Source organism: Aminobacter sp. P4_D5 (assembly GCF_056401815.1).
In genome coordinates, this window is the sequence record NZ_JBFUIP010000038.1 from 20,066 (window position 1) to 40,094 (window position 20,029).

General features: G+C 62.6%; 21 protein-coding genes. 8 read left to right on the forward strand and 13 right to left on the reverse strand.

Translation table 11 applies throughout. The features are described 5' to 3' along the window. Positions 1–27 precede the first annotated feature (27 nt). The 7 genes from leuD to AC1DWF_RS10910 all read right to left on the reverse strand — a co-directional run bounded on the left by leuD (position 28) and on the right by AC1DWF_RS10910 (position 6,628). Positions 28–633, reverse strand: a complete 606-nt coding sequence (gene leuD, locus AC1DWF_RS10880) for a 3-isopropylmalate dehydratase small subunit (protein WP_476788137.1) — start codon at positions 631–633, stop codon at positions 28–30. Between the two features lie 145 nt (positions 634–778). Next, on the reverse strand, positions 779–1,909 hold the full coding sequence (locus AC1DWF_RS10885; protein ID WP_476784246.1) for an aminotransferase class V-fold PLP-dependent enzyme: 1,131 nt from the start codon (positions 1,907–1,909) through the stop codon (positions 779–781). A 29-nt stretch (positions 1,910–1,938) separates the two neighbouring features. Beyond that, positions 1,939–2,616 (reverse strand): amino acid ABC transporter permease, encoded by a 678-nt coding sequence (locus AC1DWF_RS10890; RefSeq protein WP_476784245.1) that lies wholly within the window; start codon positions 2,614–2,616, stop codon positions 1,939–1,941. Positions 2,617–2,695: 79 nt separating this feature from the next. Further along, positions 2,696–3,463: an ABC transporter substrate-binding protein gene (locus tag AC1DWF_RS10895; RefSeq protein WP_476784247.1), complete on the reverse strand. Its 768-nt coding sequence runs from the start codon at positions 3,461–3,463 to the stop codon at positions 2,696–2,698. 402 nt (positions 3,464–3,865) lie between these two features. Next, positions 3,866–4,312: a glyoxalase superfamily protein gene (locus tag AC1DWF_RS10900; RefSeq protein ID WP_476784244.1), complete on the reverse strand. Its 447-nt coding sequence runs from the start codon at positions 4,310–4,312 to the stop codon at positions 3,866–3,868. Positions 4,313–4,522: 210 nt separating this feature from the next. Further along, the gene (locus AC1DWF_RS10905; protein WP_476784243.1) at positions 4,523–5,356 is read right to left on the reverse strand and encodes an aldo/keto reductase; all 834 of its coding nucleotides are present in this window, start codon (positions 5,354–5,356) and stop codon (positions 4,523–4,525) included. Between the two features lie 90 nt (positions 5,357–5,446). Further along, positions 5,447–6,628, reverse strand: a complete 1,182-nt coding sequence (locus tag AC1DWF_RS10910; protein WP_476784242.1) for an MFS transporter — start codon at positions 6,626–6,628, stop codon at positions 5,447–5,449. A 154-nt stretch (positions 6,629–6,782) separates the two neighbouring features. Between AC1DWF_RS10910 and AC1DWF_RS10915 the strand changes: the two genes are divergently transcribed. Next, positions 6,783–7,685 (forward strand): LysR substrate-binding domain-containing protein, encoded by a 903-nt coding sequence (locus AC1DWF_RS10915; protein ID WP_476784241.1) that lies wholly within the window; start codon positions 6,783–6,785, stop codon positions 7,683–7,685. 122 nt (positions 7,686–7,807) lie between these two features. Beyond that, positions 7,808–8,080, forward strand: a complete 273-nt coding sequence (locus AC1DWF_RS10920; protein ID WP_476784240.1) for a hypothetical protein — start codon at positions 7,808–7,810, stop codon at positions 8,078–8,080. 43 nt (positions 8,081–8,123) lie between these two features. On the opposite strand, the gene AC1DWF_RS10925 is transcribed toward AC1DWF_RS10920, so the two are convergent. The 3 genes from AC1DWF_RS10925 to AC1DWF_RS10935 all read right to left on the reverse strand — a co-directional run bounded on the left by AC1DWF_RS10925 (position 8,124) and on the right by AC1DWF_RS10935 (position 10,606). Continuing rightward, a complete protein-coding gene (locus AC1DWF_RS10925) occupies positions 8,124–8,615 on the reverse strand; it encodes an SRPBCC family protein (RefSeq protein WP_476788138.1) in 492 nt (163 codons plus the stop codon). Positions 8,616–8,632: 17 nt separating this feature from the next. Continuing rightward, a complete protein-coding gene (locus tag AC1DWF_RS10930; RefSeq protein ID WP_109574106.1) occupies positions 8,633–8,974 on the reverse strand; it encodes an ArsR/SmtB family transcription factor in 342 nt (113 codons plus the stop codon). 192 nt (positions 8,975–9,166) lie between these two features. Beyond that, positions 9,167–10,606, reverse strand: coding sequence for an FAD-binding oxidoreductase (locus AC1DWF_RS10935; RefSeq protein WP_476841673.1), 1,440 nt, complete (start codon positions 10,604–10,606; stop codon positions 9,167–9,169). A gap of 401 nt (positions 10,607–11,007) precedes the next feature. On the opposite strand from AC1DWF_RS10935, the gene AC1DWF_RS10940 reads away from it, so the two are divergent. Together AC1DWF_RS10940 and AC1DWF_RS10945 are read left to right on the forward strand one after the other, a co-directional pair. Further along, entirely contained in the window at positions 11,008–12,363 is a 1,356-nt protein-coding gene (locus AC1DWF_RS10940) for an alginate export family protein (RefSeq protein WP_476781624.1), read from the forward strand. A gap of 52 nt (positions 12,364–12,415) precedes the next feature. After that, on the forward strand, positions 12,416–13,699 hold the full coding sequence (locus AC1DWF_RS10945; RefSeq protein ID WP_476781627.1) for a serine hydrolase domain-containing protein: 1,284 nt from the start codon (positions 12,416–12,418) through the stop codon (positions 13,697–13,699). Between the two features lie 3 nt (positions 13,700–13,702). Here the strand turns inward: AC1DWF_RS10945 and AC1DWF_RS10950 are convergent, their stop codons facing one another. After that, complete coding sequence (locus tag AC1DWF_RS10950; protein WP_476788140.1) at positions 13,703–14,497, reverse strand: DUF2189 domain-containing protein; 795 nt, start codon at positions 14,495–14,497, stop codon at positions 13,703–13,705. A gap of 95 nt (positions 14,498–14,592) precedes the next feature. After that, positions 14,593–15,267 (reverse strand): permease, encoded by a 675-nt coding sequence (locus AC1DWF_RS10955; protein ID WP_476788141.1) that lies wholly within the window; start codon positions 15,265–15,267, stop codon positions 14,593–14,595. Positions 15,268–15,439: 172 nt separating this feature from the next. Between AC1DWF_RS10955 and AC1DWF_RS10960 the strand changes: the two genes are divergently transcribed. The 4 genes from AC1DWF_RS10960 to pepT all read left to right on the forward strand — a co-directional run bounded on the left by AC1DWF_RS10960 (position 15,440) and on the right by pepT (position 18,794). Further along, positions 15,440–16,273, forward strand: coding sequence for a creatininase family protein (locus AC1DWF_RS10960; protein ID WP_476781621.1), 834 nt, complete (start codon positions 15,440–15,442; stop codon positions 16,271–16,273). Further along, positions 16,270–17,211: a YncE family protein gene (locus tag AC1DWF_RS10965; protein WP_476781620.1), complete on the forward strand. Its 942-nt coding sequence runs from the start codon at positions 16,270–16,272 to the stop codon at positions 17,209–17,211. The genes AC1DWF_RS10960 and AC1DWF_RS10965 overlap by 4 nt, the downstream gene beginning before the upstream one ends. Positions 17,212–17,238: 27 nt before the next feature. Then, a complete protein-coding gene (locus AC1DWF_RS10970) occupies positions 17,239–17,424 on the forward strand; it encodes a YncE family protein (RefSeq protein WP_476781619.1) in 186 nt (61 codons plus the stop codon). Between the two features lie 122 nt (positions 17,425–17,546). Next, positions 17,547–18,794, forward strand: coding sequence for a peptidase T (pepT, locus tag AC1DWF_RS10975; RefSeq protein ID WP_476841674.1), 1,248 nt, complete (start codon positions 17,547–17,549; stop codon positions 18,792–18,794). Between the two features lie 29 nt (positions 18,795–18,823). On the opposite strand, the gene AC1DWF_RS10980 is transcribed toward pepT, so the two are convergent. Continuing rightward, positions 18,824–19,864: an AraC family transcriptional regulator gene (locus tag AC1DWF_RS10980; RefSeq protein ID WP_476781617.1), complete on the reverse strand. Its 1,041-nt coding sequence runs from the start codon at positions 19,862–19,864 to the stop codon at positions 18,824–18,826. Positions 19,865–20,029: the final 165 nt, after the last annotated feature.

A 20,029-nucleotide genomic window follows, 5' to 3' on the forward strand; every position in this document is an offset into this window, starting at 1 on the left:
GTATTTCAGCTTATTAGGTGTCGAGCCTCAGGCCCAGGGGCGGCTCTCGGCGACCTTCTTTTCGTAGGTGTCGATCGACTTCGCCTTCTCCATGGTCAGGCCGATATCGTCGAGACCGTTGAGCAGGCAGTGGCGACGGAAATCGTCGAGGTCGAAGGCAACCACGCCGCCGTCGGGGCCACGGATTTCCTTGGCTTCGAGATCGACCGAAACCGTGGCGTTGGCGCCGCGCGAGGCGTCGTCCATCAGCTTGTCGAGGTCTTCCTGGCTGACGGTGATCGGCAGGATGCCGTTCTTGAAGCAGTTGTTGTAGAAAATGTCGGCAAACGACGTCGAAATCACGCAGCGGATGCCGAAGTCGAGCAGCGCCCAGGGCGCATGCTCACGCGACGAGCCGCAGCCGAAATTGTCGCCGGCAACGAGGATCTGCGCCTTGCGGTAGGCCGGCTTGTTGAGCACGAAATCGGGGTTTTCCGAACCGTCCTCATTGTAGCGCATTTCGGCGAAAAGCCCGACACCAAGGCCAGTGCGCTTGATCGTCTTGAGATAATCCTTGGGGATGATCATGTCCGTGTCGACATTGACGATCGGCAGCGGCGCGGCGACGCCGGTGAGCTTGGTGAATTTTTCCATGGCTTTGTGCCCGTCTGGCTGTTGCGGGGATTTGGCTTGCCTCGCTTTACACAAGCTTGGCCGGGAATAAAAGCGTTTAGACGCCACGGCAGCCCGCAAGTCCAGGCTAACGGCCAGGGCTGCATGGCTCGAAGGCGCGTCTAACCTATAACAGGTGGCGTAGGCCCTCGAACAATCTTGTTACGCCCGCTTCGGTGGTGATGATGCCTGGGGACAGGCGCAGGATGCGACCTCGGCAATCGGTGTAGATGCCGCGCTCGCGCAGGTTGTTGACGATCATTGCAGTATCAACCCCGACAGGCAGCCGTACCATGATGCTGCCGCCACGGCGGCGTTCGTCGCGTGGGCTGGCGAGTACGAGGCCCATCTCGTCGACTTGCGCGATGATCACTGCACCCAGCTTGCGGTTGTGTGCCAGCAATGCCGGCTTGTCATGTGCGGCATGCCATTCCAGTGCTGGCAACGAGCCGACGCAAGCCAGCACCGAAGGCGTGCCGTGGTCGAAGCGGCGGGCGTCGGCAGCATAGGCGAAAGCATTGAGATCCCAGGAGAAGATGTTGTCCTGGCTGAACCAGCCGCGCAATTCCGGCCGGCACTGCTTGAGAAGCGCTTCAGCGACATGGATGATGCCGGCGCCCGGCGTGCCACACAGCCATTTCAGCGTCGTCGACACAGTGAAGTCGACCGCCGGAGCGCCGACCTTGAAAGGGATCAGRCCTACCCCTTGGGTGATATCGACGCCGATCAGGCTGCCCATCTTGCGGCCATGGGCGACCAGCCTGTCGAGGTCGCAGCGGTGAGAGGCTGTCGAGGTGACCTGGGTCAGCAGCGCCAGGCCGACGTCTTCGCCCCATTGCTCAATGACATCGTCGTCGTGGACCCAGGCTTCGCCATCGCGCGCAGGCACCGTGTCGAGAGTGAAGCCGAAACGCGGCGCTAGTCCCGCAAGCAGAAAGTGCAGGCTTGGAAAACAGTCGGCCGCCACCAGCACGCGGCGTCCGGCAAGGTGGTGGCTCGGCAGCGCGCCGATCAGGCTGTAGAGTGCGGTGGTGACATTTTCGGCCGAGGTCAGCGTGCCCTTGGGCGCGCCGATCAATTCGCTCCAGAGATCGATGAAACGCTGGCGGTTGCCCAATGCGCGCATCCACTGGCCGTCGTCGAAAGCGCCCCAGCTCGCAGCGAAGTCGGACAGGGCTGCTGCCATGGCCTCGGCCTTGCCGGGATACATGCCGATCGAGTGATAAAGGAAATAGGCCGAGCCGTCAGGGGTGGTCATCGTTCAGAATTCCGTATTGCTGTCGGGGGTCAACGCGCCGTCATCTGGCGCTTGCCGCGTTCTTCGAGGTAGCTGACCAGTCGAACCAGCGGCAGGAGGAAGACGAGATACATGGCGGCGGCGCCGATCAGCGGCGTCGGGTTGGCCATCAGCGCCTGGGCGTCTGTTGCCTGCTTCAAAAGGTCGGGCATGGCAACGACCGAGGCGAGCGCGGTGTCCTTGAAGATCGAGACGCAATTGCTGGTCAGTGGCGGGATGATGACTCGCAGAGCCTGCGGCAAGACAACCGTGCGCATCGTCGTCCAAAAGCCGAGGCCCAGCGCCGAGGCCGCCTCGAACTGGCCCTTCGGCACGTTTTCGATGCCGGCACGGCAGACCTCGGCGGTGAAGGCCGAGAGCACCAGCGATAGAGCCAGGGTTGCTGCGGTGAAAGACGAGAAGCGGATGCCGACGAAGGGCAGGGCGTAGTAGATCAGGATCAGCAGTACCAGGATCGGCATTGCCCTGAGGAAATCGACATAGGCAATCGCGAAAAGACGTACCGGCCGTGGCCCATAGAGCCGCATCAGGCAGACGGCCAACCCCGCCGCGCCGCCGAAGACGATGCTGGCGATGCCCAAAAGGATGGTGTTGCCCACGCCGCGCATGAGCATGGGAAACGACCGGACGAGAATGTCCCAGTTGAAGAAGGTGGTGATCAGGTCCATGGCGAGGTCCGTGCGCAAGACGCCGCGGCCTTGAGCGGCCGCAGCGTCGTTTCAACGGTTGACGGTAGAGACTTCAGGTTCACTCGGCTTTAGGCAGCGGCATCTCGGTGGTCGTGCTGGTGCCCGCGTCAGGCTCTACGCCGAACCACTTCTTGTGGATCGCAGCAAGCGTCCCGTCGGCCTTCATCTTGGAGACGGCATCGTTGGCCGCAACGATGGCGGGGTGGTCCTTGCGTGCCATCATGGCGAAGCGTTCGCCGGTGGGAATGCGAACCAGCACCTTGAAGCCCGGCGTCTTGGTCATGGCATACTGGAAGCCGGCGAGTTCGCCAGCGCCGCCATCGACGCGCTGTGCCTGGATGTCGAGCAGCAGGTCCTGCTGGGCGTTGTAGCTGCGCACCTCGGCAAGGCCGAGCTTTTCGCTGTTTTCCTTCGCCCAGGCTTCACCGGTGGTGCCGGCCACGACGCCGATGACCTTTCCTTTAAGTCCGTCGAGCCCTGATATCGTCGATGCCTCGCGACCGATGACCGTGCCGTCACCATCATAATAGGGCTGGGTGAACGACTGGTTCTGCAGCCGCTCGTTGTTCACCGAGATCGACGACACCGCGAAATCGATACGCCCGGAGCTGGACGCTGCAAACAGCGCCTGGAAGCCCATGTCCTGGAATTCGACCGGTCGGCCAAGGCGCTTGGCGACCTCGGTCGCGACATCGATCTCGAAACCTTCGAAGGTGCCGCTTTCGTTCTTGAATTCCCATGGCGGGTTCGCCGGATAGGCCCCGACGACGAGTGCCTCCTGGCCGATGGCCGGTGCCGACAGCGCTAGCGCAAAGACCATGGCCATGCCGGCAGCTAGTTTAGAGAATGCCAATTTTGTTCCTCCCTTTGATCGATTGACGACGGTAACCGTGGCAGTTGTCAGCAGCGGTTCGCTGCGCTGAATCTGCTTCAAGCGTATAAATATGCATTGGCATACTGTGGTGGATGAATAAATACGTCCAAGGCCCGGCTGCGGCGAGCGTGGATTCTCATGCGTGCGCCCGGATGTCTCCTCCATCCTCCTCAGTTCGATATTTGCATATGCATTTAATTTCGTCCAGATGCGGATCGCGAGCTGTCGGAGGTCGGTTTGGCCGCCGCCGACGGGCGCGGATCGCATCGTCCCGTCGCATGGGCCGCCAAAATGGAAACGGCCGCGGATCGGGTTACGATCCACGGCCGCTTGATGCGGAGAAAATGGCTGATATCAGGCGCGGTCGAGCGCCATCACGCCGGTTTCGGTGCCGGTCAGCCGGCGCGAGCGGCCGTCGGCTCCGACCACCATCTGGACACGCCGGCGTTCCGACGAAAACAGTTTTGAGGTCGACACGTCCACTGGCGGGTTGAAGGCGACGGTGACGCGCCAGAGATCCGGCTTGATCGTCTCTTCGAGACCGATAACGCGACCCTTGGCGGGATTGCCGTTGAAAGTGCCCGACACCGTCTCGCCGACGGCGAAGGGGGCGGTGTCGATGGGCTCGTCGGTCTTGGTACCATTGGGACGTGCGGCCAGCGTGTTCCAGTCGCGCGCGCCTTCCTGGCGGGCGACGAGTTCGAGCGCCTTGGCGTGGCTGACGGCGATGCCATCGCTGGCCAGCGCATCGCGCAGCCTTCGGGCGTTGTTCTTGTAGTCGTTTGTGTGACCGTTGGTCATGGGTTCGCTCCTTCGCGATGCGCGAACGGCGGTTGAAGGTCGGGAGCCCGCATTGCCGCTTCGGCCGTCGCATCGACAGGGAAACGAACTTTTTAAAGGGAAGCTTCACCAGGCCTTGCGGCTACGGGCGGCAGGGGCTTCCCGCCCTTGACCGCCCTCAGATAGGAAGAAGCAGGCGCGCCGTCAATAAGGGGCGCCAGGGGCCGAATTTCAGGCCGCCTTGTCCCATGCCGGTGCCAGCCCGCCCGGGCTGACGATGCGTCCGCCTGGGGCGGCAAGCGAAAAGATCGCCTTCATCTCGTCGGCGGAAAGTTCGAAGTCGAAGATGTTGAAGTTTTCCGGCAGGCGCGACAGCGTCGCTGTCTTGGTCAGTGCCACCACATCGTCCTGCTGGACCAGCCAGCGCAGCACCACCTGTGCGGCCGTCTTGCCATGGCTTGCGCCGATCTGTTTGAGCACAGGGTCGGAAATCACCTTGCCGTCGGCCATGGCGTAATAGGCGGTAACCGACATGCCGGCCTTGCGCGCGGCTTCAAGCACCGGCGTCTGGTCGAGATAGGGATGGTATTCGACCTGGTTGGTGACCAGCGGTGCGGCGCTCAGCTTCGCCGCCTCGGCCATCAGCGCCGTGTTGAAGTTGCTGACGCCGATATGGCGGACCTTGCCGGCGCTCCTGACCTCGTTGAGCGCGCCGATCTGCTCGTCCAGCGGCACGGCATCGTTCGGCCAATGCAGCAGCAATAGGTCGACATGGTCGGTCCGAAGCTTGCTCAGGCTCTCGTCGACCGATTTCACGAAGGCATCGTGCTGATACTTGTCGACCCACACCTTAGTGGTCAGGAAGATGTCCGAACGGGCGACGCCCGAACCTGCGATAGCCTCGCCGATCTCTGACTCGTTGCCATAGATCTGGGCGGTGTCGATGTGACGGAAACCCTGCTTGATCGCTTCAGGCACCACCTGCAGAACTTCCGCGCCGGGCATGCGAAAGGTGCCGAAGCCCAAAGCCGGAATTGTCGCGCCATTGGCGGTAACGAATTTCATGATGTTTTCCTTAGTGGAGATTTGTTGGTGAGGGGATCGGGCGGATGGCTCCGCCATTAGGTAGGTCTGAGGCGCCGCCGATCAATCATCTTAAGCCGGCTGGCACAGCGGTTCGGCGCGTCGGTCAAGCGCGCCGCTCCACATGGTCAGGACAAAGGCGCCTGAAACCAGTACGGCACCGACCCAAGGCGTGGCCCCAAGGCCGAGCGGCGAGGCGACAACCAGGCCGCCGATCCAGGCGCCTAGGGCTATGCCGAGATTGAAGGCGGCGATGTTCAGCGCCGACGCCACATCGACCGCGCCCGGCCGATGCTCCTTGGCCAATTGCACGACATAGAGCTGCAGGCCAGGCACGTTGGCGAAGGACAGAAAGCCCAGCGCGGCAAGCGTCACCAGCGTCCACAAGGGCGAAATGGCCGTAAAGCTGAACAGGACGAGCACGGCGGCCTGCAGCGCAAACAGCACGGTCAGCGCCTTGACCGGGTTGCGGTCGGCGATGCGCCCGCCGGCGATGTTGCCGACAGCGATGGCGAGGCCATAAAGCACCAGGATCAGGCTGACGCTGGAGGCTTCGAAACCTGTGACCTGCTCCAGGATCGAGGCGAGGTAGGTGAAGGCAACGAAGGTGCCGCCATAGCCAAGTGCCGTCATGGCAAAGACCAGAAGCAACCGGCCGGAGCCGAGCACGCGAACCTGATCGAGCAGGCTCGACGGTGCCGCCTTGTTCAGCGTCGAGGGCAAAAGTGCTGCGATGCCGGCAAAGGCGATAACGCCGAGCAGCGAAACGCCCCAGAAGGTGGCGCGCCAGCCAAATGTCTGGCCGATGAAGGTGCCGAGCGGCACGCCGGTGACGATCGCCACCGTCAGGCCCATGAACATCATGGCGATCGCCGAGGCGCGGCGGTTTTCCGGCACGAGGTCGGCGGCGATCGTCGCCCCCACCGAGAAGAACACGCCATGCGCGAAGGCCGACAGCACGCGGGCGACCAGCAGCATCTCGTAGCTGGGGCTCAGCGCTGCTGCGACATTGCCGGCGATGAACAATGCCATCAGGCCGAGCAGCAGCGGCTTGCGCTCGATACGCCCGGTCAGTGCCGTGAGGACCGGGGCACCAAAGGTGACGCCTAGCGCATAGACGCTGACGATCAGGCCGGCGAGCGGCAAGGTGATTTGCAGGTCCTGGGCCACCGTCGGCAACAGCCCGACGATGACAAATTCGGTTGTTCCGATGGCATAGGCCGCGATGGTGAGCGCGAAAATGGCAAGAGGCATGGCAGCACCGTTCCCGCCCGTGGGCAGCGGGCGTAGTTGGGCSAAATTCGATCGCCGGGTTGATCCTTGTCGGGCAATATGGTGCGGGCGGACTTGCGCAATAATCCGCCATGATGGATCAATGCTTGTGAATTGAATTCACAAGGGGCGAGCCATGGACAACCGGGCCGGCGAAATGGAGGCCTTCGTCCGGGCCGTTTCGCTCAAGAGTTTCTCCGCCGCCGGTCGCCAGCTTAACCTGTCGCCGTCGGCGGTCAGCAAGCTGATCACCCGCATCGAGGACCGCCTCGGCACCCGGCTTGTGGTGCGCTCGACGCGTAGCCTGCAGCTGACGCCGGAGGGCGAGATCTATCTCGAACGCGCCAGAAGCATCCTTGGTGAGATTGAGGAGGCCGAACGTATCGTCGCCGGCGGGGCCAATGCCGTGCCGCGCGGACCGCTCAGGGTCAGCGCCTCGGTTGCCTTCGGCGCAAGTCATGTCGTGCCGCATATGGCGGAGTTCCTGGCACTCTACCCCGAGGTCGAGCTCGACCTGTCGCTGACCGACAGCGTCATCGATCTCTATGAAGAGCGCGCCGACGTCGCCATCCGCTCCGGAAAGCTGCGCGATTCCGCGCTCAAGGCGCGCAAGATCCTGGAGATCCGCCGCGTCGTGGTCGCTTCGCCTGCCTATCTCGAAAGGCATGGCATACCCGAAAAACCGGGCGATCTCATCGGCCATAACTGCCTGCGCTTCAATTTCCTGCGCAGCCGCGACGAGTGGATTTTTCGCGACCCGGCGACCGGCGAGAGTTTCGCCCAGCGCATCGGCGGCAACCTGCTCGCCAATAACGGCCCGAGCCTGCGGCGCCCGTGTCTCGACGGCGTGGGCCTGTTCCGCACAGGTCGTTTCCAGGTCCAGGCCGACATCGATGCCGGAACGCTGGTGCCCGTGCTCGAAGCCTATAATCCCGAAGACATCGAGATGATCCATGCGGTGTTTGCCGGCCACGGCCATCTCGCCGCGCGCATCCGCGCCTTCATCGATTTCCTCGCCGAAAAGACGCGCGGCGCCTGACGTCATTGCATCGGCGGGCACATGCACTATCTTCAAAGGGTGCAATTGTCCGCGCGAAAGGCTAATGGCTGTTGATGCTCCCGATGGCAAAATTGAAGGTGGTTTTACTCGCGGCAGGCTTGATGCTTGCCGGCGCGCCGTCTGTCTTTGCGCTTGATCTGACGGTTCAGTCCGTCCCCAACGTGCTGACGATACAGCCCATCCCCAATCTGAGGCTCAACGAGCTGCAAATACTGCAGAGCCGTCAGGATCGTCTGAACTACCAATTCCAGCAGCGGCAATTTCGCGAGCAGGACCGCCAGCAGGTCGTGCCGCTGCGGCCCGATGTGCCCGTCATGAGGCCAAGCTGCCAGATCCAGCCTTTCGGCAACATCTTCCGCACCGTCTGCCGCTAAGCTTTCGCCTCGAGCTTGTCGACGGGTATGCCTGCGCGCAGGTCTATTTCGCTGCCAGCTGCTCGGCCAGGATGCCATCCAGCCTGTCGTAACCGGCCTCGACGCCCTTGGCCATGCCGATGGCGATGGCGCCGTCCCTTGCTTCGCGCGAGCTGTAGAGCATGGTGTTGACCGAGATCGTCCGGCCATTCTTTTCCGTCAGCACCAGCGTCGAGCGCGCCTCGCCATCGGTCCAGTCCATGTCGAACAGTTCAACGCTGACGATCTTTTCGGGCCGGAAGATCTCGCTGTACGTGCCGGTCATGCCCATGTCGCCGCGGTCGTCCTCGTGACGCCAGACAAAGCGGTATTTGCCGCCGACCTTCAGGTCGATCTCGCAGACGGCGAAGGACCAGCCGTCCGGTCCGGTCATCCAGCGCTTTAAGAGTGCCGGTATCGTCCAGCAGTCGAAGACCAGATCGCGGGGCGCGTCGAAGATGCGCGTCATGGCGATCTCGCGATCGCTCGGGGTCGTCACTTCCAGCCGGTGCGTCATCATCTTCTCCCTTCGTCTCAGGCCTTGCCCTGGTTCGCCTGCAGATCGGCGAGCAGCGCGTCGAGGCGCTTGTAGTTGCCTTCCCAGACCTTTCGGTATTCATCGAGCCAGCCGGTTGCCTCGGCCAGCGCTTCGCCTTCGATGCGGCATGGCCTGCGCTGCGCATCGCGGCCGCGCGAGATCAGGCCGGCGCGCTCCAGCACCTTGAGGTGTTTGGAAATCGCCGGCTGGCTCATGGCGAACGGTTCGGCCAGGTCCATCACCGAGACTTCGCCCGACATCAGCCTGGCGAGGATCGCGCGCCGGGTCGGATCGGCAAGTGCCGTGAAGGTGGCATCGAGACGTTCGGACGGCGTCATTTTATAACCCTCTTGTTCCATAACTCAAAGGTTATGAACAATGCCGATGTCCGTCAAGCCGCCTTGATGTAGTTGCTGACAAATGGGCGCCCCCGCGCGCTGGACAAATGTTTCCAGCACGCCCGCGCCCACAGGCATCCAGGCCGCTTTGCGTGCTCGAGCCGCTTTGCGTGCTCAGGCCGCTTTGCGTGCTCAGGCCGCTTTGCGTGCCTTTTTCGGATGCACATTCTGGTTCATGCGGAAGACATTGTCGGGATCGTATTTCTGCTTCACCTCCAGCAGCCTGGCATAATTGCCGCCATAGGCAGCCTCGACCCGGTCGGCCTCGTCGCCTGGCATGAAGTTGATGTATGCGGTGCCTACCGCCTGCGGCTTGGTCGCTTCGTAGATGTCGCGGGCCCAGCCCATGCAGGCCTTGTCCATGGACGCCTCGCGCCAGCGCGCATGCACGTTCATGACAAAATGCGAGCTGCGCTGCGGGAAGGCCGTGGCGTCCGTCGCCACCCGCCCGGCAGCACCGCCGACATGGCCGATGAAGATCTCGCATTCGGGCCCGGGCAAGGTGCGGATCGCCTTGTCGAGTATGTCGATCGTTGCATCAGGCAGATCGATGAAGTCGTGGCTCTTCCAGTAGTTGCGCGCGCCGGGCTGCAGCAGCGGGTCGAAGGCCGTCTGCCATCCGGAAAAGGGGTTCGGGCCGACCACATCGACGATCGGCTTGCCGATGCCGCGCAAGGCTTTGGTCGCCTTTTCGCCGGCTTCAAGGTCGCCGCAATAGCACATCGCCAGCACCAGAACCTCCTTCCAGTGCCATTGTGCCGGCAGGAATGGCAGGGGCGGCGCCTTGCGCATCACCGTCCAGCAGGTCAGCTCGTCGGGAGCGTCTTCAAGCACTTTCCGATATTGCTTGAGTACCGATTTGGCGTCGTCGAAGGGATGCACCACCAGCCCCGACAGCACTTGCGGGCCGAGCTTGTGCAGCTTGAACTCGAASSYCGTCACCACGCCGAAATTGCCGCCRCCGCCGCGCAGYGCCCAAAACAGATCGGGATGTTCTGACGTGCTGGCCCGGACCAATTCGCCATCGGCTGTTACCACATCGGCCGAAAGCAGATTGTCGATGGTCAGCCCAAGCTTCCGCGTCGTCCAGCCGAAGCCGCCGCCGAGCGTCAGCCCCGCGATGCCGGTGGTCGAGTTGATGCCTGTCGGCACCGCAAGAGTGAAGGCCTGCGTTTCCTTGTCGACGTCGGAAAGCAGCGCACCTGGCTCGACCCAGGCCCGGCGCGCCACCTTGTCGACACGCACCGATTTCATCATGCTGAGGTCGATCATCAGCCCGCCGTCGCAGACAGCGCTGCCGGCGATGTTGTGTCCGCCGCCGCGCACGGCGACCAGAAGCTCGTTTTCACGTGCGAATTTGACTGCGGCTATGACATCGGCGGCGCCGACGCAGCGCACGATAAGGCCCGGCCGGCGGTCGATCATGGCGTTCCACACCGAGCGGGCCTGGTCATAACCCTCGTCGCCGGCATGGAGCATTTGACCGCGCAGGCTTGCGGCAAATGCCTCAAGCGTCGGTGCGCTGATCGTCGTCATGCCTCCTTCCAATGTCGTGAGGCTCAAGTCGTTCATGATATGTTCCTCTCGTAGGTGTCATGCCTCCTCTTCACCGCAGCCGGCAATTGTGCGCCTAGCAAGAAGGATGGACAAGGCGGAGCGCGTTGCTGTTGCTGAAAGTGATGGGTGCGGTGTCTCGTCGCCTGGGGCGCGACTGTTGCCTTCGCGCCTTGCCGCAGCATGGTCCAGTCGCGATAGTGCCAAACAACTCAGTTAGTTCCGTGCTTCGACGCGGCGTAGTCGGAGACGGAACCAGCGATGCGGCCTACTTGCAGCGACATTGACCACCGAGCGCTGCAAGGCAATTGGGCGGAATGAAATCCAGGCCGGGCTTGCGCCGTATTGCATGTTGGTCTGCGACCGCTGCCCTCCTCTCAGCGAGCTTGCCCGCTGATCGGGCACTTGCCGAAGATCGGATGCTGCTGCTCGACCGCGACGGCCTGGTCATCAGGGCGCATCTACAGGCTGGCCTGAACGCGGTGATCGAACATAATCTGTTCTGGAACTTCGCCGCCACCTTCGCGCCATCGCCAAACTTCAACCCCGATAAGCAATGGCTTGAAGGCTATGTGAAGCCCGGCCTCAGCTTCATCAAGGAGTTCGACAACGCTCCGATGGCCTACGGCAAGATTTCGGCGGTGGCCTCGGGAACGCTTGGCATCGACGCCTACGGCATCGGCGACACCGGCCGTATCACGCTTGAAGAAGGCTATCTCGGATTGCGCTCCGCCGATGCTGGTCGCAGCTCGTTCGACGTCTCGATTGGCCCGCGCGAGTTCAAGGCGGGTACCGGAATGCTGATCGCCAATGGGGGCAACAGCGGCTTTGAGCGTGGTGCTCTCAAATTCGGACCACGCAAGGCCTGGAAGATGGCGGCACTGGGCGAGGCTGGCTACGACGATTTCAGCGGAACGGTGTTTTACCTCCAGCCCAACGAATTGCCCGACACCAGCAGCAGCACCAAGCTCATCGGTACGGACCTTCGCTACGACTGGCCCTCCGTCAATTCCTTTGCCGGCATAACCCTTGGCCATGTGTTGGAGTCGACGTCGGCTTACCCCAAGGCGGCTCCGGACGGGATAGGCGCGCCGACCATCCTGCCCGACGCGAGGCAGGGCCTGAACTTCGTCAATTTTTATGCCATCGGCACGCCCCTCCCGGGCGTTTCCGAGAACTTCTTTGCCGGCGCCGAAGTGGCCTATGAATGGAACAATGACATCGACATGCGGGCCTGGGCCGCGCGTACCCATGTCGGATACACCTTTGCCGATCTGTCGTGGTCGCCGACCATCGCGCTGTCTTATCAGACATTTTCAGGCGACGACCCGTCGACCCCGAGGCTCGAGCGTTTCGACCCGCTTTTCTACGAAGGCAGCCCGAGCAACTGGTCGACCGGGTCGAAGTCGTCGATGGTGTTCATCAATTCCAATGGGAGTTCGTATCAGGCCAGCCTGCGTGTCACACCGACCGAGCGGGACACGTTCACGCTGCGCTACGCGCATATCCGCGCCAACGAATTGCTGAGCCCGATCCAGTTCGGGCAAGGCACGCGTGTCGAAACATCAGGTGGTGTGCCCAGCCCGATTACCGGCGCCACCAACCACCATCTCTCGGATGACATCTTTCTCGAATATAATCGCGTGCTGAATCCGAACACCTTTCTCACCGTCGGGCTCAGCGCATCATTCCCTGGGCAGGGCATCGACTCTATCGTCAATGCCGATGCACCAACCTGGGCGGGAGCGTTTGCCAATGTGGTCGTCAATTTCTGAAGTTCGCAACGACGCGCGGTTGGGCGGCTTTGCCGGCGTGCTAGCTTTGGCCATGGCAGCCGCCATCGCGCTACCACCTTCGATCTCTCACGCGCAGGAGGCAAAAGCGCTGTCAGCCGAAGAGTCCGATCCCGTCAAGCTTGGCTGGATGGTCGGTTCGCCGCCGCCCGCCGACAAGATCATCCGCTTCACCGATCCCGACTATTTCTCCTTCCCCAAGATGCGCTGGACGGTCTGCCATTTCCGCCAGCTGATGCCGACGGTCAATGTCAGCCGTGGCCTTGGCGCGCCGCTGCCTTTCGAGCGCAAGACCGACGAGACCATCGACGCGGTAAAATTCACTCCACTCGGTGGGGGTGCTGCGATGACATGGGAACAGTCGCTGGCCGCCAATTACACCGACGGCATCGTTGTTCTGCATGACGGCAAGATCGTCTATGAGCGCTATTTCGGCTGCCTCGACGACGCCGGCCAGCACGGCGCGATGTCGGTCACCAAGTCGCTCACCGGCCTTTTGGGCGAGATGCTGGTGGCCGAGGGCAAGCTCGACGAAAACGCCAAGGTGGCATCAGTCGTGCCTGAGCTTGCCAAGAGCGCGTTCGGTGACGCCACCATCAAGCAGGTGCTCGAGATGACCACGGGCCTGCGCTACAGCGAGGACTATGCCGATCCCGATGCCGATGTCTGGGTCTATTCGGCCGCGGGCAACCCACTGCCCAAGCCGGAAGGCTACACCGGCCCGCGCAGCTATTTCGAATATCTGCAGACGGTGCGCAAGGAAGGCGAGCACGGCACGGCCTTCGGCTACAAGACCATCAACACCGATGCACTCGGCTGGATTATCGCGCGCGTCACCGGACAATCCGTCGCCCAATTCATGTCGGAGCGGATCTGGAGCAAGATGGGGGCCGAGCAGGACGCCTACTACACCGTCGATTCAACCGGTACGCCCTTTGCCGGCGGCGGCTTCAACGCCGGCCTGCGCGACATGGCGAGGCTTGGCCAGCTGCTGCTCGACGACGGCGTCATCAATGGCCAGCGCCTGGTGCCCGAGGCGGCGATCGCCCGCATCCGCGCCGGCGGCGACAAGGCGGCATTCGAAAAGGCCGGCTATGCGCTGCTCAAGGGCTGGAGCTATCGCGGCATGTGGTGGATCACCAACAACGACCACGGCGCCTATATGGCGCGTGGCGTGCATGGCCAGGCGCTCTACATCGACCCCAAGGCGCGCGTCGTCATAGCCCGCTTCTCGTCACATCCAACGGCGGGCAATGCCGCCAACGACCCGACTACGCTGCCGGCTTACGAAGCGGTGGCGAAGTATTTGATGAAGTGAGACCTACACCACCGCCCGGCGATATAGATGCCAGGTGGCGTGGCCGAGCACCGGCAGCACCACCAGCAGCCCAAGGAAGAAAGGCAGGCAGGCTGCAAGCACCGCAAGCGTCACCACCAGCCCCCAGCCCAGCATGACCACCGGGCTCGCCAGGACCGTGCGCACCGAGGTGATCATGGCGGTGACGAAATCGACCTCGCGGTCGAGCAGCATCGGGATCGAGATCACGGTGAGAGAAAACAGCACCAAGGCAAGGGCGGCACCGACGAGGTGGCCGACGCCCAGAAAGATCCAGCCTTCGTTCGTCGTCGTCACCACATGGACGAAGCGGTCGAGCGTGGCAAAAGACATGCGCCCGAGGATCAGCGCGATCAAGAGCCTGATCTGGTACATCCAGATCCAGAACACGAACAGCATGACGAAGGCCATCCACGACACCTCGCGCCGCCGCTGCGCCCATACCACCGCCAGCACTTCGCGCAGGCTCGGCGACTGCCCGGCCTCCAGCCGGCGGCTGACCTCGTAGAGGCCGACGGCGGCAAAGGGCCCGACCAGCGGAAAGCCGATGGCAAAGGGATAGATCAGCCAGGGTTCGTGCAGCACGACAAGTGCTATGGTGATCATTATGCCGATGACGGCGAAGACGGCGCCGATCATAAGCCCGATCATCGGACGGCGTGCAAAGTCGGCGGCCCCTTCGGCAAGGCTGGCCCGTATGTCGGCCACACTGAGCGCCCGCACCTCCGGCAGCGCCCCCGGCCGCTTGCCTGGCTGTGCCGCCTTGTTCACATCGACCATCGCTTCCTCCCTCGCGTCGTCGTATTTTGCCGACCATGCACTGTCAGGTGCAAAGTGTATTGATCAGGATCAAGCGCTTTCGCAGCTGGCGCCATTCAGGCCGAAGCCAGCCCGTACCCCACCGCCGCTCCCGCCAGCACAATCGCCACCAGCCCCTGGAACAAGGCGACGATCACCTTGAGGGCCGCGCGCGCCAGCGACAGCTCCAGATGCTTGGCAAACCAGCGTGTCTCCACCGTCACGTACCAGAGCATGGCAAGCCCGAACAGCGCCACTCCCGCCAGCATCGTTGCGGGCCTGTCGATGCGCGTCAGCACGCCGCCGATGCTGGAGACCAGCGCGAAGGGGGCGGCGACATAACACTGGCTGTAGAAGGGCCGCTTCAGCGTGTTGCGGTCGATGCGGATGCCGCGGTGGCGCAACAGCTTCCGTGCCATCAGCAGCGGAAAGACGCTGAAGACCACCGCGCGAAACAGCAGCAGGTTGGAATCGCTCGCCAGAAACGACGGCGGCGCCCAGGGCGTTTCCTGGCTCACCAGCGCCAGTTCGAAACCATGCGCGATCAGCAAGGTGATCAGCAAAAACATCGGCGGGCTGAGCGTGTCGGTATATTGCTCGTCGATGTCGTCGGCCAGTTCCACGTCGGCATAACGCATCATCGCCTGCGGGCGGCGCAGCGTCCGCCACATGGTGATCGGATAAAACAACAGCCACGACGCCAGCTCGTAAAGCAGCTCCTCGAGCGATTTCAGCAATCGCATGAAGTCCATGCGTCATCCCTCTCCTTGCGCGGGTTTTCGCGCAACACATCATGGCGAGGGCAACGCCGTGTGGAAAGAGCGATGCGCTGATAGGCCATCGGGGAAGAGCGCTTGCAATTCTGTAAAGTGACAACGCACAACTGGGCAGGTACTGGTAGCGTGTACAGCTATGGGGAGCACAATGGTTGCGCGGCGAAACTTCGCTTTCCTTGGTGCCGTCCTTGCGCTTTGGTCTGTGTCGGCGCTCCCCACTGGAGCCAATGCCGCAACCGCATCGGTTTTCCTTGAAGACCAGACCTGGACCGAGCTGCGCGATCTCATCAGCGCTGGAACGACAACCATCATCGTGCCGATAGGCGGCACCGAGCAAAATGGCCCGGCCATGGCGCTCGGCAAGCACAATGTTCGCGTGAAATTTCTGGCCGAAAAGATTGCCGGGCGGCTGGGCAAGGCGCTGGTTGCGCCGGTCATCTCTTATGTCCCGGAAGGCACCATCGACCCGCCGAGCGCCCATATGAAATTTCCCGGCACGATCACCATCAGCGACAAGACGTTCGAGCAGCTGCTCGAATCCGCGGCCCGCAGCTTCAAGCTGCACGGCTTCACGACCATTGTGCTGATCGGCGACCATGGCAGCTACCAGGCCAGCGAACGTGCGGTGGCCGAGCGTTTGAACAGCGAATGGCGCAAGACCCCGGTGCGCGTCTTTGCAGCACTTGAATATTACAACATAACCCAAAGCGCCTATGTGGACCAGCTCTTGGCCGCTGGCGCAAAACAATCTGAAATTGGAACGCATTCCGGGCTGGCCGACACATCGCTGATGCTTGCCATCGACCCGTCGATGGTGCGCAAGGATCGCATTGCGGCGAGCCCGAAACGCAATGCAAGCGACGGCGTGTATGGGGGCGATCCGACGCGCTCCACAGCGGAGTTTGGCCAGCTTGGCGTCGACCTGATCGTGACCGGAACAACCGAGGCGATCCGCACCTTCGTCGCAAAGCAGCCGAAATGACCAGAGCGCTCAAGCATTTCATCGCCGCGCCATTCATGCTGTTTGTCCTGGCAAGTGCCGCTTCGGCTGGACCTTGCCCGGAGGATTGCAGCGCGCCTCCGCCCGGCCGCACCAACATCTATAGCGAAACGACGTCCGGCCATTTGAGCCCCGCGACGTCAGGCGCGCTGGCCCGCGTCTATGTCCCCAATCATTCGTCCAACAGCGTGTCGGTGATCGATCCGGTCACGCTCAAGGAAGTCGACAGGTTCAAGGTCGGGCTCGCGCCGCAGCACGTTGTTCCCTCGTGGGACCTGAAGACGCTGTGGGTCGCCAACAACGCCAGCAACACAAGCAAGGGCAGCCTGACGCCCATCGATCCGAAAACCGGCAAGCCGGGCAGTGCCGTGCCGGTCAACGATCCCTACAACATGTATTTCATGCCGGACGGCAGTTCGGCGATCATTGTCGATGAATCCCTGAAGCGGCTCGAGCTGCGCGATCCGCAAACCATGGCGCTGAAATCGGTCATCGCGACGCCGACCTGCCATGGCATCAATCATGCCGATTTCGCCGCCGACAATTCCTACGCGATATTCACCTGCGAGTTTGGCAGTGGCGGTCTGGTCAAGGCCGATCTGCAGAACCAGAAGGTCCTGGGCAGCCTCGCCTTGTCGAAACCGGGCATGCCGCAAGACATCCGGCTTTCGGCCGACGGCAAGGTTTTTTATGTCGCCGACATGATGAATGACGGCGTCTTTTTGGTCGATGGAGACAGCTTTACCGAAATCGGCTTCATTGCCACCGGCATTGGGGCGCACGGCTTTGCAGTCAGCCGCGATGGCACGAGACTTTACGTGGCAAACCGTGGTTCGCATCAGATGGAGAATTCCCATCCAAAGGGCCAGGGCAGCGTCAGCGTCATCGACTTCGCGACCCGTTCGGTCGTGGCGCAATGACCCGTTCCAGGTGGCGGCAGCCCGGACATGGGCAATGTCAGCGCCGATGGCAAACAATTGTGGCTGTCCGGTCGCTTCGACAGCGAGGTCTACATGTTCGACACCGCCACCGGTGCGGTCGTGAAGATCCCCGTTGGCGTCGAGCCGCACGGCCTGACGGTCTGGCCACAGCCTGGCAGGTACTCGCAAGGCCATACCGGCAATATGCGCTGAGCTGCCCGGGGCTTTATGCCAGAGACCGCCGATCGCGCTGACAGGACGTTCACGCCGCCCGACCGGCAGGCTATAGCAGGGCAAAGCCCTCCTGCTGGATCTCGCCCAAGGATTCTCCCCCTATGACCGACATCATGACCACCGACACCGTGCTCGACCGCTTCCTTCGCTATGTCGTCATCGACACCCAGTCCGACGCGAGCTCACCGACCCAGCCCTCGACCGAAAAGCAGAAGAACCTCGGCCGCCTGCTCGTCGAGGAGCTGCTGGCGATCGGCCTCAGCGACGCGCATCTCGACGAGCATGGCTATGTCTACGCCACTGTGCCATCCAACACCGACAAGCAGGTGCCGGTGATCTGCTTTTGCTCGCACATGGACACCGCGCCCGATTTCACCGGCACCAACGTCAAGCCGCAGCTGGTGCGCAACTATGCTGGCGGCGACATTCAGCTCAAGGGCGATCCGCAGCAGGTCATCCGCGTCAGCGATCATCCAGAACTCGCCAACCAGATCGGCAACGACATCGTCACCACTGACGGCACGACCCTGCTCGGCGCCGACGACAAGGCCGGCATCGCCGAGATCGTGACGGCGGCACAGTTCTTGGTCGCCAATCCCGACATCAGGCACGGCACCATCAAGCTTCTCTTCACCGCCGACGAGGAGATTGGCCGCGGCGTCGACAAGGTCGACTTCAAGAAGCTCGGCGCCAAATTCGCCTACACCATGGACGGCGAAACCGCCGGCCATATCGAAGACGAGACCTTTTCGGCCGACGGCGTCGAGATTGCCATTTCGGGCGTCGCCATCCATCCCGGCTTCGCCAAGGGCCGCATGGAAAACGCCATCAAGATCGCCGGCRCCATCGTCGACCGGCTGCCGAAGGAGCTTGCGCCCGAAACCACCGAGGGCCGCGAAGGCTTTGTCCACCCCACCGCTCTGTCGGGCTCGATGGAAAAATCGTCGCTCAGCCTCATCGTCMGCGACTTCACCGACGAAGGTCTCGCCACCAAGGAGGCAATGCTCGAAACCATCGTCAGGGACGTCCTGAAAGCCTATCCCGGCTCGTCCTACACCTTCACGGTCAAGGAGCAGTACCGCAATATGAAGGTGGTGCTCGACCGCCACCCCGAGATCGTCGAAAACGCGCTCGAAGCCGTGCGCCGCGCCGGCATGGAGCCGGTGCGCGGCAGCATCCGCGGCGGCACCGACGGCTCGCGCCTGTCGTTCATGGGCCTGCCGTGCCCCAACATCTTCGCCGGCGGCCACGCCTTCCACTCCCCCCTCGAATGGGTCAGCCGCCAGGACATGGAAAAGGCAGTGAAGACGATCGTCGAGCTGGCAAGAGTGTGGGAGGAACGGGCGTAGGGGGCATCGCGGCGACCGACACTGGCGCTTTAGGACGACAGTGAGTGCAACTGCTCCTGCATCGGCAGCGTTTGCCGAAGTGCGCTGGGATTGAAGCCGGTGGCGCTGCGAAAGGCGCGGCTGAAATTGGCCGGCGTGGAGTAACCAAGCTCTGCGGCTATGCGGGTGATCGAGACATCCGTATACCGGAGCAGTTCATCGGCGCGCCGCGCCCGGGCAGCATTCGCCAAGGATCGAAAAGCCGATCCCTCGCCATTCAGCTCGCGCTGCAGAGAGCGGGTGCTGATGTCCATCGCGCGGGCGGTGCTGTCGATCGAAATCGAGCCGCCACGGACCTGAAGGCGGATATGTTCCGAGATGACGCCAAGCGTATCGCGCGGGGCAGCACCGCGCCGATCACGCGCCACGTCGGCTATGGTGATGATCGGCGCTGCGGCTGGCGCGGGGCCGCGCGTGGTGAGGCTGCCCCGGTCGAAGACGACGGCCAAGGTCGGTGCATTGAAGACGACAGGGCAGTGGAACATGTCTTCGAAGGGGGCGGTGTGGCGCGGCCGAGGGATATCAAGCTCGATCCTGAGCGGCCGCCAATTTTCGGACAGGAAATGCCGGCAAACGCTTGACAGCGCGCCTGCCGCGACGTTCGCGGCATGATCGTAGCCGGGGCGGCCGGCGAGGGCGAGGCCATAGCTGAAGCGGGCCTCGTCGCCGCGGGTGACAAGGGCCATCGTATCGCCGGTGGAGTGGTAGGCGAGGGCTTCGATAGCCCGGCCGAACGCCGCGCCGAGCGTGTCGGCGGCGTAGATGTATTGCCCATATATTCCGTAGTTGGCGACATCCATCTGTGGGGACATCAGCAAGCCGAAATTGGCCTCGCCGGCAACTCGCGCCGCCGTGTCGATCAGCCTCAAACCCGCCGCTTGCGGGATGAAGCCGCTTTCGCCTTCGATCACTTCAAGGTCGACGCCGGCGGCGCGGACGGCCCGAGCCAGCGTCCGCTCGCCAAGCTCGCGCCGGATCAGCTGCGGCAGGCCGTGCAAGGTGAGGTTTGAAATGACCGGGGTCGTAGGCATTCTGGCTACCTCGAAGCATTTCTTCAGACTTGGCGCAAAATGAGTGGTGGCGCAACGCCGTCGCGGCTCAATAATGCATCCGTCGCGATTGACGGCGGCACGAAAAACGACCCACAGTTGCAGTGGCCATTGTCGAGGAGAGGGCAATCATGCGCATGACGAGAC

Excerpts from the sequence above, each read along its gene's own strand:
- AC1DWF_RS10910 (WP_476784242.1), bottom strand. The coding sequence starts at position 6,628 with ATGCCTCTTGCCATTTTCGCGCTCACCATCGCGGCCTATGCCATCGGA.
- AC1DWF_RS10960 (WP_476781621.1), top strand. The coding sequence starts at position 15,440 with ATGGTTGCGCGGCGAAACTTCGCTTTCCTTGGTGCCGTCCTTGCGCTT.
- AC1DWF_RS10920 (WP_476784240.1), top strand. The coding sequence starts at position 7,808 with ATGCTTGCCGGCGCGCCGTCTGTCTTTGCGCTTGATCTGACGGTTCAG.
- AC1DWF_RS10965 (WP_476781620.1), top strand. The coding sequence starts at position 16,270 with ATGACCAGAGCGCTCAAGCATTTCATCGCCGCGCCATTCATGCTGTTT.
- AC1DWF_RS10950 (WP_476788140.1), bottom strand. The coding sequence starts at position 14,497 with ATGGTCGATGTGAACAAGGCGGCACAGCCAGGCAAGCGGCCGGGGGCG.
- AC1DWF_RS10905 (WP_476784243.1), bottom strand. The coding sequence starts at position 5,356 with ATGAAATTCGTTACCGCCAATGGCGCGACAATTCCGGCTTTGGGCTTC.
- AC1DWF_RS10915 (WP_476784241.1), top strand. The coding sequence starts at position 6,783 with ATGGACAACCGGGCCGGCGAAATGGAGGCCTTCGTCCGGGCCGTTTCG.
- AC1DWF_RS10955 (WP_476788141.1), bottom strand. The coding sequence starts at position 15,267 with ATGGACTTCATGCGATTGCTGAAATCGCTCGAGGAGCTGCTTTACGAG.
- AC1DWF_RS10980 (WP_476781617.1), bottom strand. The coding sequence starts at position 19,864 with ATGCCTACGACCCCGGTCATTTCAAACCTCACCTTGCACGGCCTGCCG.
- AC1DWF_RS10930 (WP_109574106.1), bottom strand. The coding sequence starts at position 8,974 with ATGACGCCGTCCGAACGTCTCGATGCCACCTTCACGGCACTTGCCGAT.
- AC1DWF_RS10970 (WP_476781619.1), top strand. The coding sequence starts at position 17,239 with ATGGGCAATGTCAGCGCCGATGGCAAACAATTGTGGCTGTCCGGTCGC.
- AC1DWF_RS10925 (WP_476788138.1), bottom strand. The coding sequence starts at position 8,615 with ATGACGCACCGGCTGGAAGTGACGACCCCGAGCGATCGCGAGATCGCC.
- AC1DWF_RS10890 (WP_476784245.1), bottom strand. The coding sequence starts at position 2,616 with ATGGACCTGATCACCACCTTCTTCAACTGGGACATTCTCGTCCGGTCG.
- AC1DWF_RS10900 (WP_476784244.1), bottom strand. The coding sequence starts at position 4,312 with ATGACCAACGGTCACACAAACGACTACAAGAACAACGCCCGAAGGCTG.
- AC1DWF_RS10945 (WP_476781627.1), top strand. The coding sequence starts at position 12,416 with ATGGCAGCCGCCATCGCGCTACCACCTTCGATCTCTCACGCGCAGGAG.
- AC1DWF_RS10940 (WP_476781624.1), top strand. The coding sequence starts at position 11,008 with ATGCTGCTGCTCGACCGCGACGGCCTGGTCATCAGGGCGCATCTACAG.
- leuD (WP_476788137.1), bottom strand. The coding sequence starts at position 633 with ATGGAAAAATTCACCAAGCTCACCGGCGTCGCCGCGCCGCTGCCGATC.
- AC1DWF_RS10895 (WP_476784247.1), bottom strand. The coding sequence starts at position 3,463 with ATGGCCATGGTCTTTGCGCTAGCGCTGTCGGCACCGGCCATCGGCCAG.